General features: G+C 46.5%; 16 protein-coding genes and 1 tRNA gene. 9 read left to right on the top strand and 8 right to left on the bottom strand.

Annotated features, from left to right (window positions below; translation table 11 throughout):
* Window positions 1-136 precede the first annotated feature (136 nt).
* Together FSB75_RS08905 and FSB75_RS08900 are read right to left on the bottom strand one after the other, a co-directional pair.
* The gene (locus FSB75_RS08905) at window positions 137-913 is read right to left on the bottom strand and encodes a hypothetical protein (RefSeq protein ID WP_146785827.1); all 777 of its coding nucleotides are present in this window, start codon (window positions 911-913) and stop codon (window positions 137-139) included.
* Window positions 910-1,485 carry an RNA polymerase sigma factor gene (locus tag FSB75_RS08900; RefSeq protein ID WP_227990870.1) on the bottom strand — a complete coding sequence of 192 codons (576 nt, stop codon included), beginning with the start codon at window positions 1,483-1,485 and terminating at the stop codon, window positions 910-912. The genes FSB75_RS08905 and FSB75_RS08900 overlap by 4 nt, the downstream gene beginning before the upstream one ends.
* 394 nt (window positions 1,486-1,879) lie before the next feature.
* Here FSB75_RS08900 and FSB75_RS08895 point away from each other — a divergent pair, with 394 nt between their 5' ends.
* On the top strand, window positions 1,880-3,190 hold the full coding sequence (locus FSB75_RS08895; protein WP_146785824.1) for a hypothetical protein: 1,311 nt from the start codon (window positions 1,880-1,882) through the stop codon (window positions 3,188-3,190).
* A gap of 3 nt (window positions 3,191-3,193) precedes the next feature.
* On the opposite strand, the gene rdgB is transcribed toward FSB75_RS08895, so the two are convergent.
* On the bottom strand, window positions 3,194-3,781 hold the full coding sequence (gene rdgB, locus FSB75_RS08890) for an RdgB/HAM1 family non-canonical purine NTP pyrophosphatase (protein WP_146785821.1): 588 nt from the start codon (window positions 3,779-3,781) through the stop codon (window positions 3,194-3,196).
* A 41-nt stretch (window positions 3,782-3,822) separates the two neighbouring features.
* Complete coding sequence (locus tag FSB75_RS08885) at window positions 3,823-4,308, bottom strand: hypothetical protein (RefSeq protein ID WP_146785818.1); 486 nt, start codon at window positions 4,306-4,308, stop codon at window positions 3,823-3,825.
* A 67-nt stretch (window positions 4,309-4,375) separates the two neighbouring features.
* Between FSB75_RS08885 and FSB75_RS08880 the strand changes: the two genes are divergently transcribed.
* The 4 genes from FSB75_RS08880 to FSB75_RS08865 all read left to right on the top strand — a co-directional run bounded on the left by FSB75_RS08880 (window position 4,376) and on the right by FSB75_RS08865 (window position 9,396).
* Complete coding sequence (locus FSB75_RS08880) at window positions 4,376-5,443, top strand: branched-chain amino acid aminotransferase (protein ID WP_146785815.1); 1,068 nt, start codon at window positions 4,376-4,378, stop codon at window positions 5,441-5,443.
* Window positions 5,444-5,560: 117 nt separating this feature from the next.
* The gene (locus FSB75_RS08875; RefSeq protein ID WP_172623105.1) at window positions 5,561-7,960 is read left to right on the top strand and encodes an outer membrane beta-barrel protein; all 2,400 of its coding nucleotides are present in this window, start codon (window positions 5,561-5,563) and stop codon (window positions 7,958-7,960) included.
* Between the two features lie 47 nt (window positions 7,961-8,007).
* Entirely contained in the window at window positions 8,008-9,234 is a 1,227-nt protein-coding gene (locus FSB75_RS08870; RefSeq protein WP_146785808.1) for a proline dehydrogenase family protein, read from the top strand.
* 87 nt (window positions 9,235-9,321) lie between these two features.
* Window positions 9,322-9,396 (top strand) — tRNA-Val (locus FSB75_RS08865).
* Window positions 9,397-9,438: 42 nt separating this feature from the next.
* Here FSB75_RS08865 and FSB75_RS08860 read toward each other — a convergent pair.
* Entirely contained in the window at window positions 9,439-9,921 is a 483-nt protein-coding gene (locus FSB75_RS08860; RefSeq protein ID WP_146785805.1) for a VanZ family protein, read from the bottom strand.
* Between the two features lie 172 nt (window positions 9,922-10,093).
* On the opposite strand from FSB75_RS08860, the gene FSB75_RS08855 reads away from it, so the two are divergent.
* From FSB75_RS08855 to FSB75_RS08845, 3 genes are all read left to right on the top strand, one after another.
* On the top strand, window positions 10,094-11,371 hold the full coding sequence (locus FSB75_RS08855) for an OmpA family protein (protein WP_172623104.1): 1,278 nt from the start codon (window positions 10,094-10,096) through the stop codon (window positions 11,369-11,371).
* Between the two features lie 324 nt (window positions 11,372-11,695).
* Entirely contained in the window at window positions 11,696-12,376 is a 681-nt protein-coding gene (locus FSB75_RS08850; RefSeq protein ID WP_172623103.1) for a hemerythrin domain-containing protein, read from the top strand.
* An 87-nt stretch (window positions 12,377-12,463) separates the two neighbouring features.
* On the top strand, window positions 12,464-13,315 hold the full coding sequence (locus tag FSB75_RS08845; RefSeq protein ID WP_146785796.1) for a hypothetical protein: 852 nt from the start codon (window positions 12,464-12,466) through the stop codon (window positions 13,313-13,315).
* An 89-nt stretch (window positions 13,316-13,404) separates the two neighbouring features.
* On the opposite strand, the gene rsmG is transcribed toward FSB75_RS08845, so the two are convergent.
* The 3 genes from rsmG to FSB75_RS08830 all read right to left on the bottom strand — a co-directional run bounded on the left by rsmG (window position 13,405) and on the right by FSB75_RS08830 (window position 16,314).
* Window positions 13,405-14,058, bottom strand: coding sequence for a 16S rRNA (guanine(527)-N(7))-methyltransferase RsmG (rsmG, locus tag FSB75_RS08840; protein ID WP_146785793.1), 654 nt, complete (start codon window positions 14,056-14,058; stop codon window positions 13,405-13,407).
* Window positions 14,059-14,071: 13 nt separating this feature from the next.
* Window positions 14,072-15,145, bottom strand: coding sequence for a glycosyltransferase (locus FSB75_RS08835; RefSeq protein WP_227990869.1), 1,074 nt, complete (start codon window positions 15,143-15,145; stop codon window positions 14,072-14,074).
* Window positions 15,146-15,216: 71 nt separating this feature from the next.
* Window positions 15,217-16,314, bottom strand: coding sequence for an LptF/LptG family permease (locus FSB75_RS08830; protein ID WP_227990868.1), 1,098 nt, complete (start codon window positions 16,312-16,314; stop codon window positions 15,217-15,219).
* Between the two features lie 127 nt (window positions 16,315-16,441).
* Here FSB75_RS08830 and FSB75_RS08825 point away from each other — a divergent pair, with 127 nt between their 5' ends.
* Complete coding sequence (locus tag FSB75_RS08825) at window positions 16,442-16,882, top strand: DUF2141 domain-containing protein (protein WP_146785787.1); 441 nt, start codon at window positions 16,442-16,444, stop codon at window positions 16,880-16,882.
* Window positions 16,883-16,888: the final 6 nt, after the last annotated feature.

Here is a 16,888-nt window from a genome sequence, read left to right as displayed (position 1 = left end):
CTAAAGTTGAAAGCTGGATGTTGGAGGTTGGAAGTTTATTCGCTGAATACACGAACGCAGCAATTATATGTTTGAGTGATAAGAAGCGAAAGGCGATCACACGTAACACGAAACGCCCAACCTCCAACTTCCAGCTTCATTGCAACTGGCGCAGCATATCAATCATGCCGACAAAATCTGCAGAGGCCACACTTGCCGAAAGTGTTTGCCGAAGCCGTTGGAGACGCGTCTTGCAACTGCCGTCGCCGTCTTTGCAGCAAACAAGGCTGAACAATTTTTTGGACAGTTTCATAACGTCGCCGTCCCCATCGCTGTACACCATGAAATCATCGGCCGAAGATTGGTCGAAGAATGTTTTTTCTTTTACCTGTTTTGGTATAAAGGTTTTGCGCAGCGACAATACCGGGAAAATAGTTTGCGGCTGTATATAGGCAAGGGTTCTTTTGGGGGCGATAAAATCGCCTTTGTGATTCCCTGCGTTTATGCGCGGCGCGACAGCGGTAAGTGGTCCGGTTGTTTCGGGTGTGTCCGAAAATTTCTGGTCGTTCTTTTTTTGCAAAGCCTGCTGAAGGGGGTGCTCTCTTTTGCTCGTGCTTGCCAGCGATCCGGCAGCGGTGTGCCGAATGCTCAGGTTAACGATAACCAGCGTCACGGCAATCATGCTTGCCGCGGCGATGTAGCGAAGCGGTGCTTTGTAACGGGTGATGAACGGAACAACTTTTGCCGTTGTTTGCGGCTCCTGCAAGGAGGATTCAATAACCTTCCAACTTGCGAAGGGAGGTGTTTCTTCGTAACGGTACAGGCGCTGCGCAAACGACATTTCTTCGTTCAGTGCTTCAGCAATTTTCTCCCAGGTTTTTTTTGGCGGTGGCGCTTCAAAATGGAAAAGCTTCTTTTGAAGGTTGCTGTTCATTGTTCCGGCATTTGTTTTCGTTCTTCTATAAATGTCTTCACCAAATCCTGCAAAATCTGTTTCGCTCTTGATAACTGCGACTTACTGGTGCCTTCACTGATGCCCAACTGCTCGGCAATTTGCTTGTGCGAGTAGCCTTCCACAACGTACATGTTAAACACGGTACGGTATCCCGGCGAAAGCTGCTGAACCAGGCTGATGATGTCTTTCTCCGCCAGGTTGTCAAGCACCGAAAGGTAACCGCCTTCCACCGTATTCTCTTCGTGCTCAGTTATTGGTTGCAGGTAAATCTTCTTGCGGTAATGCTCAATGGCGGTGTTTACAAAAATGCGCCGGATCCACCCTTCAAACGAACCTTCTTTGCGAAACGAGGCAATTTTTTTAAACACCTTGATGAAGCTTTCCTGCAAAATGTCCTCGGCTTCTTCTGTATTGGCAGCATACCGCAAGCATACACCGTACATCTTTGGCGCAAAACGGTCATACAATTCGTGCTGCATTTTCCGGTCGCCCCTGATGCACCCTTCCAATAAGTCGCTGTCGCTGTGCCATTGGTTGCTTACGCCGTTCAATATTTGTTTCTTTTGTCTGGGATTGCTTCAAAAATAAAACCAGAGCTTTTCCGGCTTTTTCGGTAACAAATGTTGACATTAAATCTTTTCGGCATGGAATTATTTTACCGCCTTCGCCAAGCCTTTTTCTCTTTGGACGAACAAAAAGGCCTGAACCTTTAAAAAGGTGAGGCCGCTCCAACGCTTGTGCAAGAGCTGTTTCCCCAGATTTTAGCCTAACTTAGAATGACCGGCGCCGACTTCCGCACCACAGCCATCCGTGTCTGCTCTGCCAACATCTCTTGCAAAGAACCGTTGATACATCGTACCGCTGCTGAAAAGAGTTTTGAATATTTGGTTCACCCTATCCTGACAAATCGGAGAAACAATTTTTTCACAATAAAACCGCAGCGTCATGTTTGCCTTTACGTCTTCTAAAAAATCCGGACGGACAATCGTTTCCGTATGTGCAGCTCTTCTCTTCGTTCAGTGCGTAAGTGCGCAAATAAAACTGGATAAGATAACCAAAACGGTGCGGGACGCTACTACGCTGATGAACACAACCGCTCAATTTGTAAACGCGGCCAACCGAACGTCGGCTGAATTTGGCAAAACGGTAAAAGTGGTCAAAGGCAATAACGGCGATGACGTGAGAAATGTTCCGCCGGCCGATGTAACGAAACCGAAAATCAAGAAAGGCGAATTCACGAATTTAAAATGGGAGCCCGTTACGTATTTCGACGGGCAACTGTTTCCGTCAACGATTATCAGCATGGCAACTTACAAAGGAAAAATTGAAGGCGAGATGGAAGCCATCAGCCGGCCGCTTGGCTTTCGCATCATCAGCCAAAAAGCAAACATTCCGCTGAAGTGGGAGATTGAATGCGTTGATAAAAAATACTTCGACAAACTAAGCGGCTCTTTTTTGTACGCACAAGCCGGAAGCGAAGTGTATTTGATGCCTGAAATTCCCTGGCACTACGACGAACTGGCAAAGCAACTGGCCAGCACACCCATCAACGTTTATTTCCGGTTGTTTGACGAAGACGATAACAAAGTAGAAAAGCTGATGCCTTTGCTTCTTCGCAGCGTAAACGATTGCCTCTATCAATACAAAGATTTAGATCTTAGTTTTTTGTTTACGGCTTTCATTCAGGAAGAAGATCCCGAAATAGACAAGATCTTAAAAGAAGCGCTGAACACAAAAATGGTGACGGCCATTAGCGGTTACCAGGGCAACGAAGAAAATACGCACCGGCAAGTGGCCGCCATCTGGCGGGTTTTGCACGACCGCGGATTTCAATACAGCAGCATTACGCCTACCGCCGGTACCAGCGATAAAATGGCCAGCCAGGCGGTGCGAACCTTTGACAACGCGTTGAAAACACAGCAGGCAAATTGTGTTGACGGCACCGTTGTTTTTGCTTCCATTCTTAGAAAAATCGGCATCTCGCCGCTAATGGTGCTCATTCCAGGCCATTGTTTTTTGGGTTACTACACCGATAAAACAAAGAAGAACGTTGCCTTTTTAGAAACGACCCTGCTGTCGAATTCAATGTATTTAAACAAGGCGAAAACGGCTGCGGAAAAAAACAAAGCGTACATCGAGCAGTTTAATCTTGCCCTGGCAAGCGGTATGGATACGTACAAGAAACAGAATTTAAAAGACGTGCGCCTCATTGACGTGGACAAGTACCGCGCTTATGTAAAACCTATTCCGTTTTAACCACTAATGACCGGTGTTTTTGCCGCCCAGGAAGGCTACTAATTTGTCTACGGCTTTTCTTCTATGGCTGTAAAAATTTTTTTCGTCCATGTTCATTTCCGCAAAGGTTTTGGTTGCGCCGTCCGGTATAAAAACCGGATCGTAGCCAAAGCCTTCGGTGCCTTTTTGTTCGGCAATGATTTGACCTTTGCAAACGCCTTCAAAAAAATCAACGTTCCCTTCAACAATCAAACAAATCACCGCACGAAATTGTGCGCTGCGGTCTTCTTTGCCTTCTAAATTTTTCAGCAGCTTTTCAATGTTTTTTGCAAAAGATTTTTCCTCGCCGGCATAACGGGCACTGTGCACGCCAGGTTCGCCGTTGAGCGCAAAAACTTCAAGGCCTGTGTCTTCGCTGAAGCAAGCCGTGTCGGTCATCCGAAAAATGGTGATTGCCTTTTCTTCGGCGTTTGCTTCAAGCGTATCGTGTGGTTCGGGAATGTCAATGTCAATGCCCGCTTCCTTCAGCGTGACGATTTGAAAATAATCGGGGAGAACGGCTTTTATTTCATCAACCTTATGCCGGTTGTTGGTTGCAAAAATTAATTTCATGTTGGGATTTATCGGTGAAAGCATTTTATCCGATGAAAAGCTTACAGGCAGAACAACTGTTTAAGCGCAACCCACAAATTGCTTTTTGCCTGCTTTGTTTTTTCGATTTCGGCAAGCGCCGGCGCGGCCACAAATTCAAATTCATTTTGTGCTTGTACCGCATATACTTGAACCTCCGGCAAGCCGGCTTCTTCCGGCTTTATATCAAGCAACAAAAGTTTTTGTGGAGAAAGTTGCCGCTGCAAAACCGCCAGAGATTTTTCTTCCAGCAAAGCCCAGTTTACAATGGCCACATGCGAAAGATCCAATTGGCAGGCAGAGAGTACGGCGGTTAAAAATTGCAATTCTTTTTCGGGCAAATAAGCCGCATCTGTTTGGTTAACGAGTATAAGAATGTGCTTTTTGTTTTTACCCAAAAAGGACACAGGCTTCTCTTCGGCTGTAGCGCCGGTTTGACTTTGCACCAGCACATTAGCGTATAAATCAGCCAGCAGCGAAGGCGGTAATGAAATATTGTTCAGGCTCATTGGCGCGGTTTTCTCTAACGTTTTTGCAGGAATCTTTTTGTTTCTTTGCTGCGCTAAAATAAACGATATGCTTGCAACAACAATTGATGTAACCGTGAACAAAACAGAACACAGTAAACTGGCGGGCTTCAGCCTGGAGAACCTGCCCTTTGGCCGCGATTTTACCGACCACATGCTGGAAGCCGATTACGAAGGCGGCGAATGGAAGAATGCGGAAATTAAACCCTATCAACCCTTGCTGCTCAGCCCTTCACTGGCTGCACTGCATTACGGACAAGCGATTTTTGAAGGCATCAAAGCCTATAAAAATGCCGAAGGCGATGCGTTCATTTTTCGTCCGTACGACAACTTCAAGCGCTTCAACATTTCAGCGGAAAGAATGGCCATGCCGCAGGTACCCGAAGAAATTTTTATTGAAGGCATGAAGCAGTTGGTCGCATTGGACAAAGCCTGGATTCCGCAAATTCCCGACCACTCACTCTACATTCGTCCGTTTATGTTTTCAAGCGATGAAGTCATCGGCGTTCGTCCGTCGGAGAATTATAAATTCCTGAACATTTTAAGCCCAACGGGCCCGTATTACAACGCACCGATGCGTATTTATGTAGAAGAACAATACGTGCGTGCCGTGCCCGGTGGCATCGGCTATGCAAAGGCCGCAGGCAACTACGGTTCTTCGATGTATGCCACGGCGCAGGCAAAGAAAAAAGGCTACGACCAAGTGTTGTGGACCGATGCCTTCGAACACAAATACGTGCAGGAGATCGGGACGATGAACGTTATTTTCATCATCGGCGACAAAGCCATTACGCCGGACCTGGGCGCGGGAACCATCCTTGCCGGTGTAACCCGCGACAGCGCATTAACGCTGCTGAAAGAAGCCGGCTTCACCGTTGAAGAACGGCCGTTGAGCATTGACGAAATCATAGACGCCTACAAAGCCGGTGTTTTGTATGAAGTGTTCGGGACCGGAACGGCAGCCACAATCACCATGATTAAAGAATTGCGCTACAAAGATTTTGTGATGAACTTCGATACCGACAAATGGCGCACCGCACCCACGATAAAAAAATGGCTTACTGATATTCGTGAGGGAAGGAGAGAAGACAAGTATGGTTGGATGGTGAAGGTGTAATCGCATTTAAATTGAAACGCGAAACCGGTTGAGAAATCAACCGGTTTTTTCTTTGGAGGCTTATCTATTTGTTAAATGAAAATTCACAACCGAGAACTGCTTTTAATTTTATTTTCTATGTCCCGACTGCTATGCCTCTGCCTTGCTGTTTTTCTTGCTGCTTTTGCTTACGCCCAGGAAGTACCCGTAAAATTTAGCATTGTTGGCGCAAAAGGCGAACCGCTTGGCGCCGCCACGGTTACCGTTATTGCCGTAGCCGATTCAATGCTGACGCAAACAAAGACGGCCGATAGTCTTGGCCGCGTTGTTTTTACCTTACTGCAAAACAGTTTATACATTGTTCGTGCAAGCTCGGTGAACTACGAACCGCTGCAAATCAACATCACCGTAAAAGGCGATGCGCCGCAGTTTCGATTGGTGGCAAAACCGCTTTCCAAAACATTGAATACCGTTGTTGTTACAGCACGGCGCCCACTCATACGGCAGGAAGACGACAAAACGATTGTTGACCCAGAGCCGCTTGCGAACGTGTCAACAAACGCTTACGAAATCATGGAAAAAACGCCGGGGCTTTTTGTTGATCCCGATGGCAATATTTACATCAGTAGCACCACGCCGGCCAAAGTTTACATTAACGGAAGAGAGCAAAGAATGAGTGCAGCGGACGTTGCCACTATCTTAAAAAGCCTTCCGCCCAATGCCATTTCTTCTATTGAAATTTTGCGCATGCCTTCGGCCAAGTACGATGCATCGGGCAGTGGCGGCGTTGTAAACATCGTGTTGAAAAAGGGCATCAAGATTGGACTAACGGGCAGTATAAACATTGGCGCCAACCAGGGACATTACGGAAACCAGTTTGCCGGTTTTAATTTAAACAACAGCGATGGCAAGCGGGCCTATTACATCAACGTAAATTACAACCGCCGCAACAGTTTTGACCGGATTCAAACGGACAGGTTCTTGTCGAAAGATACCTTGCTTCAGCAGGATGCTTTCACCACGTACCCGGCCACCAATTATTTTTTAAGTTATGGCTATTCCGATTCGCTGGGAAAAAAATGGTTTCTTGATTTTGCCGGAAGTGTGATCTATCAAACCTTCGATAACCAAACAGCCAACACCAATCGCATAACCAACAACAGCAATCACCAAATACTAAGCAACAGTTTAAACAAAACGGATTACAGCGGGAATTATTTCCGCGTGAACAACGGCATCACCTTCTCCCGCAAGATTGGTTCCACCGCCGACTGGTCGAACGACTTTTATTTTTCGTACGATCAAAACCGTATCAATCAACAATACAGCAATGTGTTTTCTCTGCCGTTCAGTTTTTCTTCCACCGGGTATGGATCGCCAGATAACGATCGCAATAATTTTGTTTTTACTTCCGACTTCAAAAAAAAGTTCAGGCAAAATATTTCTCTTGAAGCCGGCGTAAAATCATCTGTACTCTCGTATCACAGCGATGCGGCTTATTTCAAAAACGAAACTGGCGGCGCGGTAAAAGATTTTAGCCGAACCAACAAGTTTCAATACACGGAAAACATCAACGCAGCGTACTTGCAGGCCTCTAAAACCTTTGCAAAAGACGTTATTTTGAAAGCCGGCGCAAGGTTAGAAAATACCAACATGAACGGTCATCAGGTCATTCCATCGGACACCACGTTTGCCGTGCACCGCACCGATTTGTTTCCCTATGCTTATTTAAGCAAGAAGCTGATGAAAATAGCGGGTTATGATCTGCGGGCCTTTCTTGTTTATCGCCGCACCATTGCCCGGCCGGGTTACGACCAGTTGAATCCCTTTGCCAAATACGTGGATCAATACCTTTCAGAGAGAGGCAATCCTGCGCTACGACCGCAGTTTACGCAAACCTACGAAGCCAATATTTCGGTGGACGAGCGGCCCATTTTTGCCGTGGGCATGAACGATACAAAAGACATTTTTAACCAGGTCATTTACCAGGCCGACAGCAACAAGACTCAGGCTTACCGCACCTATGATAACCTGGGAAAGAACAGGGAAATGTATTTCCGTGCGCTGGGCGCTTTGCCGCCGGGGAAAAAATATTTCTTTGTAATTGGCGCGCAGTACAATCACAATTTTTACGAAGGCACCTATGAAAACAAGCCGCTTTCGTTCAAGCGGGGAAGTTGGCGCTTTTTCACCTACCATAATTTCAAAGCCACGTCTACCACCAATATTTTCGTCAATGGATTTTTAATGACCAACGGTCAGTTGCAGTTTTACGAAGTATCAAATTTCGGGCAGCTCAACATGGGCATCAGCCAGCAGTTGATGAGCCGCAAACTGACGCTGAACCTGTCGTTGCAGGATCTTTTTTACACCAATAAAAATGATTTCGTGCTCCGCCAGGGCAGCGTAAGCGTTTCGGGTTCGCGCAAAACAGACAGCCAGCGCGTCGGTCTTTTTCTTCGTTACAATTTTGGGATTCGTAAAAAAGAAGAACAGAAACTTCCCGATGCAGAAAGCGTATCTCCGCAACGACCTTAAGGCTGATCCTTCTTTTAAGCTCAAACCTTTTCCTACTTTTGCCCGCTATGAACGATCCGATTTCTTTTGACAACACCGCGATTGCTTTTGCTTATAAATCCAACAAGGAATTAAAGAAAGCCCGTTTTCTTTTTTCGCTCATGGGGCAACCGTGGATCGTCAAGTTGGGTGCGCAATTAGCACCGTGGTCAATAAAAAAAGGCCTGCCGGTAAACGGCCTGGTTCGCAGCACCATCTTCAGCCAGTTTGTGGGCGGCGAAACGCTGGAAGAAACCGTTCCGGTGGCGCAACAACTGGGCAAATACGGCGTGAAAGTAATTCTTGATTACGGCGTGGAAGGCGCACAAGGCGAAGCCGCTTACGATCATGCCTGCGATGAATTTATCCGCGTGATTCAATTTGCCGCAACGCAGCCGAACATTCCGTACATGAGCGTGAAAGTAACGGGCTTTGCACGCTTTGGTTTGCTGGAACGTTTGGACAACCTGATGCACGAGGCGCCTGAAGACACGCTCATAAAAAAATACAACCGTGCGCTGATGCTTTTGTCGGCGGGTGAGGTAAACGAATGGAACGCCGTTCAAACCCGCTTTCGTAAAATTTGCGACGCGGCAGCAGCGGCGAAGATTGGCTTTTTGGTAGATGCTGAAGAAACATGGATTCAAGACCCGGTGGATGCGCTGACGATGTTGATGATGGACGAGTTCAACAAGGAAAAACCCGTTGTCTATAACACTGCGCAACTTTACCGCTGGGACAGATTGACTTTTTTAAAACAATGCTACGAAGCAGCGCTGGAGCGAAATTTTATCCTGGGCATGAAGCTCGTTCGCGGTGCGTACATGGAAAAAGAAAGAGCACGGGCAGCGGAAAAAGGATACCGTTCGCCCATCCAACCCGACAAAGAAAGCACCGACAGAGATTACAACGATGCGGTGCGCTTCTGCATTGATCACCTGGAGAACATTGCCGTGATTGTGGCTTCGCACAACGAATACAGCAACCTGCTGACAACGCAGTTGCTCGACGAAAAGGGTTATCCGCACAACCACCCGCACGTTCATTTCAGCCAGCTTTACGGCATGAGCGACAACATTACGTTTAACCTTGCACGGGCGGGTTGCAGCGTGAGCAAGTATCTTCCGTTCGGGCCTATAAAAGACGTTGTTCCTTACCTGATGCGAAGAGCGCAGGAGAATACGTCCGTTGGCGGACAAACAGGAAGAGAGCTGTCGTTGATTAAAAAAGAATTGCAGCGGAGACGGGAAATTTAAAATGTTGACTGTAAAATCTAAAATATAAAACTGTCTCCCGATTTTACATTCATCATTTTAAATTTTAGATTTTACATTTACCGCCCCGGACTGTTAGCTCAGTTGGTTTAGAGCATTACTTTGACAGAGTAGGGGTCACTGGTTCGAATCCAGTACAGTCCACAAGAACCGGAACTTCATCAGGAAACTTCCGGTTTTTTATTGTTATTCCAATGCATCTGTATTCGAAGGCGGCTTGCGGAAAAGATGTTTCGTTCTTGCAAATACGAAATAACCGATCAACGCACCAACGGTATTTAGTAGCACATCGTCAGCATCAAACTCACCGGTGGCTGTAATAAGCTGAAGCACCTCGATGCACAAACTCATAAATCCTGCAAGCAAGACCAACCGCTTATAGCTGTTGATGCGTTTAAAAAAATACGGTAGAAAAAATCCCATCGGGACAAACAGCAAAATATTGCCAAAGATGTTCAGCATTCCCACCAGGTACGGTTCCTGTCCGCTGGCGTAGTAATAAATCCTGTAAAGCGGAATAAAGTTAGAGCCGTCATAGAGCGTTTTAAACGAAGCTTTTTCATTTCCCGCAATATCAATGGTGGAAAAGGCAAGCCGCACTTTGAAAAAAAGCAGCTTGATCAAAACAAGCACGTAAGCAAGAAACAGAACGATGGATAGTTTTTTCATGCAGGCGGTTGATTCATAAAAACGCCGGCAAGTTTATGAAAAGCGGCGACGTTTCATAATGTCCTGTGTTGGCTTTACAACTCATTCCACCGTTTTTACAGTTGATGCGAAGCCTGTTTCTTCTGCCTTTTCCACGCCGGTAGTTTCGCACCGCACTACAAAAATCAAAACCATGCGAAAGAAACTTTCTATCCTGCTTCTGTTGTTGATTCCGTTTTTAAGCCAGGCCCAATTGGGCGGACTGCTGAAAAAAGCAAAAGACAAAATCACTCAACGGGCTGACGCCAAAGTGGACAAAGAAATGGACAAAACCCTTGACCAGGTTGAGGGCAAAAAACAAACTGGTCCTTCGGACAATTCAACGGTGGCAACCGAAACAAATACAGTTGAGAACAAACCCGCTGTAAAAAGCTATTCGAAATTTGATTTTGTGCCCGGCGAAAAAATACTTTACGCCGAAGATTTTGCGCAGGACGCAACCGGCGAACTGCCGTTAAACTGGAACGCAAGCGGCAAAGGCGAAGTGCAAACCATTGACGGCAAAAGCGGCAAGTGGCTGCGGGCTTTTGAGAACACAACTTATTTAACCGGCAACAAGAAAAATTTTGGCGAGAATTACACCATAGAGTTTGACCTGATGTATTATTTTGAACCGAAAGTAAAAGGCTACGTGATGCCGAACTGGAAAGTAGGCATATTGAGTAGCGGCGGCATTGACCCTACCGATAATTCTTTTCTGAAAGAGCCCGATGAAGTGAACAATACCTTCGTCAATTTTGCCTTCAGCAATTACGGCGGCGCACAACTTTCAAGCTATGCCAAGCGTGTGCAAACCTTTCGCAGCGACCGCATGGAAATGGGCAACATGATGCCAACCAACAACACCGTTATTCATTATTCTATCCAGGTACAAAAAACACGTTTCCGTTTGTGGATGGACGAGAAAAAAGTTTTTGACATTCCCCGCGCCGTGAACGTGGGCGACACGATGAACCAGGTCTATTTCCATCTCGAAGGATCGAATTACAAAGAAGACGAAGTTGGTCTGTTCATCACGAATATTAAAGTGGCAACGGGTTTACCCGACACAAGACACAAACTGCTTGATGAAGGAAAGTTTTCAACCACGGGAATTTTGTTTGACGTGAACGCGGCTACCATCAAGCCCGAAAGTGCGGGTGTGTTAAAGGAAATTGGAGCGGTGCTGAAAGAAAACGAAGGCGTTAAAATAAAAATTATCGGCCATACCGACAGCGACGGCAGCGATGGCGCCAACCTTGAGCTTTCAAAGAAGCGCTCCGAAGCCGTGAAAGCCGCGCTGGTAAAAGATTACAGCATTGACGAAGGCCGCATTTCTACCGATGGCAAAGGCGAAGGCCAGCCAGTTGCTGATAACAAAACAAAAGAAGGCAAGGCGCAAAACCGCCGCGTTGAATTTGTGAAATTATAAGCGGTGAATCGTAAGAGGCGAGTAGAGCGACAAAGCGTAAAACAAATGGAACAAGAATATCAAAGTTGACAAAACAGTTTTGGCTGGTTTTCCAATTTCTCTCCAATCAAAATCAATATCTCAGTCACTCTGTACCGTTGTCTCTTGCTTGCAAAGGCCCTGTTCGCAGGGCTTTTGTTTTAGTAACCTGCACACCAAAAGCCAGCCGATAAATTATCATCATTTCATCAACGTTTTCTTGCAGTTCATTGACGAAGTGATTGCAAACGGTATTTGTGTAAAGCAATTTTGATGAAACAAAAATCAAAACACAAAACCATTTTTATGCAACGCTATAACATCTTCTTTCCGGTACACAGAGGCTTGCGTGCCCTGCTTTTTGAAACGGCCCAACAACTGCAGCAAACTGATTTTATAAACACAGATGAGGCGGCAGATGCCGTTGAGCAAATCAACAACGTGGTTAGAATCTTTGATGGGCATGCGTCCAAAGAAGACAACTATGTTTTTGCCGCCATCGCTGCTTACGAGCCTTCGGTGGTTGATGCGTTTGAACAGGAACACGTGGAAGATCACAAATTGGGACAGGACTTACAAAACTGGCTCACGGCTTTTGGCTATGCCGTTGCGCCTTCAGCCAAACAAACCATCGGTGCGGAACTCACCAAATCGTTTATCGAGTTTTCGGTCTTTAACCTGCGTCACATGGCCAAAGAAGAAAGCGTCATCAATCCGTTGCTGTGGCGCTATTACAGCGACGAAGAACTGCACGGCATTACACAGCAAATATTGAAAAGTCTTGCTCCCGAAGAAGCAAGCGTCATGACCGGCTGGATGGTTCGCGGCCTGAACAACACCGAAATTTTGGATTGGCTGAAAGGCGTAAAAAACACCGCGCCGCAGCCCGCCTTTGAAGGTCTTTTGTCTATTGCGGAAAGCGAACTGCAACCGCACCGCTGGTCGCTGGTGCAAGACGCATTATTTGAAGGCGCATTGCTTGCGTAAACGAAGAATACAGAGACAGGAGTTAGAAGATGGAATTCTTTTCTCCTGCCTCCTAACTCCTAATTTCTATCTCCTCAATTCAACATCATGAAACAAACGGCAACAAAATCACTCGGCATTAAAATCCTTTTTTTCTTTTCTTCGTTCGGCCTGTTCCTTCTTTTCTTCATCCTTTTTTGCTCGTTCAGCACATCGCGTCTCGGCGATGATTTCCTTAAACAACTTGGCATAACCAAAACCAGTGCCGACGAAAAAATCACTGACGGCATACTTGGCGGTTACGTGAATGTTTACGGCGTGAAGAACGCAAAAAACATTGCTCTCGGCAACCGCAAAGCCATTGTGCTTGACCTGCTGGCGTACACAAAACAACAAGTGAGCAGCGCCGCTTTCGTTAAAAAATACAATGAAATGCGCGACTCGTATAAACCAAAGGAAACGATCCCCGAAACGCCGGAGCAGGACCGTACGGCTTCCATTTCTCGGGCAAAAGAAGCCGTTGCGCAATCGGAAAAAGCGTTGAATTCTGCGCAACCGCAGTACAAAAAAATGTTTGAAGAATCGCTGAAAATGGCCAAGGACAATCTGAAGAACGAGGAAGATCCGAACAACCGTCACCAGGTGCTTTACGCAAAAAATTACCCCTCGCTGGTAAAGACCATGAAAGACAGTTATACGTTTGCCCTTGCGCAATGGGAAAAGAAATATCCGTCGAATCAATTGCTCTATGTGAAGACACGTCTTCAGGAATTTTTAGATGCTACCAAGGACGTTGACTTTACCGCTGAGTTAACCACAAAAAGCAACGGCAAAAAATACTTTGTCAACCCGGCTTACGAACACAAGGACAGTCGCTGGAAAATGGCTTTCCGCGCCGGCAAAGAAGTGATTGAACCGGCAAGAGACTTTGTACAAAAATGGATGGAAGAAATTAAATAACCAGAAAACCAACCGCGAAACCAAAAGCCTCTCGAAAGAGAGGCTTTGCTATTGAAATAATGTGCCGGACAAAGAGGTTTGCGCCGTTGTCAGGCTTGCAAGGACGTGTACAAAATGTATTTCTCGCGGAAATAATCTTCGGAAAAAATTTCGCTTATCTCCATCATCTTCGGCTTCAATCCGCTTTCTCTTACTTCTTCTTTCAGGTCGCCGCCCTTCAAACAAATCAATCCCGATTGCAAGGCGGTAAAGCCGCGTTCGTCCTGCCAGGTAACTTTCGACGTTTTCAACAGCGGTTTGCTCCAACGCCACAAATCTTTCAACGGCGCTACCGCACGGCTTACGGCAAAATCAAACTTTCGGCCTTTGATGTCTTCGGCGCGGCTGTGTTGCGTAGTGATGTTTTGAAGTGTAAGTTTTTCTTTTATGTCGTCGATGATTTTTAATTTTTTCCCGATGCTATCCACCAGATGAAATTTTACTTCGGGGAAAAAAATAGCCAGCGGCACACCGGGAAAACCGCCGCCGGTGCCAATGTCAACGATCTCAACGCCGGCAGGAAAATCAAAGGCCGCGGCAATGCTTAACGAATGCAGAATGTGTTTTTCGTAAAGGCTGTCAATATCCTTGCGGGAGATGACGTTGATCTTTGCGTTCCAATCTTTGTACAATTCACCCAGCGCCGCAAACTGTTCCATTTGTTTCTCGGTGAAGCCGGAAAAATATTTGGTGAGAATGTCCATCGGGCAAAGATAATTACCACGTCTTCCTTGGTTTTTTCCAAAGCGAAGAAGCGAAGATGATGTAATAAAAAAACTGCCAAAGGTCCCAGAACAAAAACAGCGGGAACAAATCGCCTTCGCCAAGTTTCTTCATGGATTTGTTCCAGATGATGCCTTGCACAAGCAGGCGCACCACAAAAGGAATCAGCGCAAATCGCCAATCGAAAAAAAGTAGAGAGGCAACAAACAATGGATAAAGAATAAATTGGCTTGCGGTATAAAGTCCCAGTAAAAATTTGTGTGAAGTCCGGTAAAATTTTCCCGTTGAATAATGCCTTGCCTTTTGATGGCGCCATTCGCGCCACGTCTTTTTTGGTGCGGAAAGCGTGAAGGCATCGGGATCTAAGACTACCGTCGTATTGTGCTTGTTGGCCACCTTGTTAATGAACAAATCATCGTCGCCGCTGGGAATGTGGTTAATGGACGAAAAGCCTTTGTTGCGAAGGAACAAGCCCTTGCGGTAAGCCAGGTTGCGGCCCACGCCCATGTAAGGTTTGCCGGCCAGTGCGTAGCCAAAATATTGCAGGGCCGTGTGAAAGGTTTCAAAGCGAATGGCCTTGTTTAAAAAGCCCGGCGCTTTTTTGTACGCACCGTAACCAAGCGCCACTTCCGTGCCGTTGGTGAAGGCATCCTGCATCTTAAACAACCAGTGTTCCGAAGCGGGCACACAATCGGCATCGGTAAGTACCATCACTTCATGCTTTGCTTCTTTAATGCCAATGGACAAAGGATATTTTTTGCCGGCAATGAGTTTGGCTTCCTGCGCCAGTTCAATCACCTGGAGGCCTTTGAAGGTCTTTTTTAATTCAGCAAGAATGTATTTCGTGTCGTCGAAAGAATTGTCGTTTACGACAATTACCTCGTGTGTCGTTGGATAATCCTGCACCAACACGCCGGGCAGGTTGCGGGCCAGGTTCTCGTCTTCGTCGCGGGCACAAATAATCACCGAAACCGGGTGCTGCTGCGATTGCGGTTTTTCCGGCGACTTGTAATAGGCCACACGGCGAAAAAAGAAGAGGTAATAAAAAAGTTGAATCGCAGTCGTCAATCCAAAAGCACAAAAAATATAAAAGCCCCAACCCATAAGCATAAGCCGCAAATATAGCACCGAGCCCGTGTTTACTTTGGCGCTTTTCGGTAGAGATAATAAGCCACGACGCTAAAAATAATATTCGGCACCCAAGCCGCCAGTGCCGGCGGAAAACTGCTCTTGATGGCAAACACAGTGGAAAAGCGGTCGGACAAAATAAACAACGAGGCAACCATAATGCCGATGGCAAGATGCAGCCCGCTGCCGCCGCGGGTTTTGCGGCCCGCAATGATGGCGCCGATGAGCGTTAAAAGCAAAACCGAGAAAGGCGTTGCGTCGCGGCGGTACATCTCCACTTTCAGCGGCGCCAGCCCTTCTGTGGCCCGCTGTTCTTCCAGGCGGATGAAATGCTGCAGTTCCGGAGAGGTTAATTTGTCTTTTAAAAATTCGTCGTTGCGCAGTTCAGACGGCTGAAGGTTCAAGGCCACATTTTTTTGCGGCGTCTGCACCACCGTTTCCTTCATGCTGTCAATGGTGCGTTCCACCACGTTCAGCAGCTTCCAGTTTCGCTTTGTCGAATCCCATTCAATGCGGTCGGCACGAAGGTTATAAACCACCTTGTTTTTTTTGACTCTCTCTAAAAAAAAGCTGTTGGCGGCTTTTGAATTGACGTCGTAATATTTAAGGCCAACATAGGTAACCGAATCAATGCGCTTGTAAAAACAATTGGGGCAACGCGTTTGTTGATTGGAAGGCGAGAGGGTGCTGTTGAGGTATTTGGTTTCAAAATCGCTGCGCACTTCGTTTGCTTTCGGAATGGCGTAACGGTTCGCCAACAACAAGATGAGCGCCATCGCCGTGCCGCCGATGAAGTAAGGCCGCAGCCAGCGGTTGTAGGAGGTGCCGCTGGCAATCATGGCAATAACCTCGGAACGCAAAGCCATTTTCGACGTAAAAAAAATAACGGCAATGAAGACAAACAGCGGGTAAAGCAAACCCCAGATGTAGGGCACAAAGCCTACGTAATATTGCCGCAAAATTTCAACGGAGGAAAGGCCGGTCTTCACAAAATCGTCGGTCTTTTCGCTGCTGTCAACCGCCACCGCCAGCACGGTAAATGCCATCATGCAAAACAGAAAGGTGACAAAGAATTTGCGCAATATGTACCAATCCAGCTTTTTGATCATCGGCTGCGAAGTAAGGATTTAATTTGAAAAGGCGCCGCAACGAAACGATAAGATTTCGCGGCTGCAAAAGCAGTCATAAAATGAGGAAGAACCCGGGAACGCAAAAAAATTAATGCATTTTTGAGCCATGTTGATGCCCGCGAAGATTTTCCTTTTGCTGCTTTCCACGTTTTTTGTTTTGGCGGCAACTGCGCAAACAAAAATTATGGTGCAGGTAACCAATTTTGAAAATGACAAAGGCCGTTGCATTGTTTGCCTTTATAACAACGCGGCAGCTTTTGCCGGTAAAGGCAGCCCGTTTGCCACGCTAACCGTAAGTATTGCAAACAAAGCGTCAACGGCGGTTTTTGAGAACGTGCCCGAAGGCACCTATGCCGTTTCCGTTATTCACGATGCGAACAACAATCAAAAGTTTGACACGAATTTTTTGGGGATTCCGAAAGAAGGTTACGGCGCCTCACAAAATAAATTGCCTTTTGCTGCCGCGCCGAAGTTTGAGGAGAATAAATTTATGGTTGCGGGAAGCGGTGTAACAGCGGTGAACATTAAGTTGCGGTATCTCTTTTGAGAACTA

The organism is Flavisolibacter ginsenosidimutans (genome assembly GCF_007970805.1).
In the GTDB taxonomy this organism is placed as follows: Bacteria; Bacteroidota; Bacteroidia; order Chitinophagales; family Chitinophagaceae; genus Flavisolibacter; species Flavisolibacter ginsenosidimutans.
The sequence above is the reverse complement of the archived record's forward strand: the minus strand, read 5'-3'. Positions and strand labels throughout refer to the sequence as shown.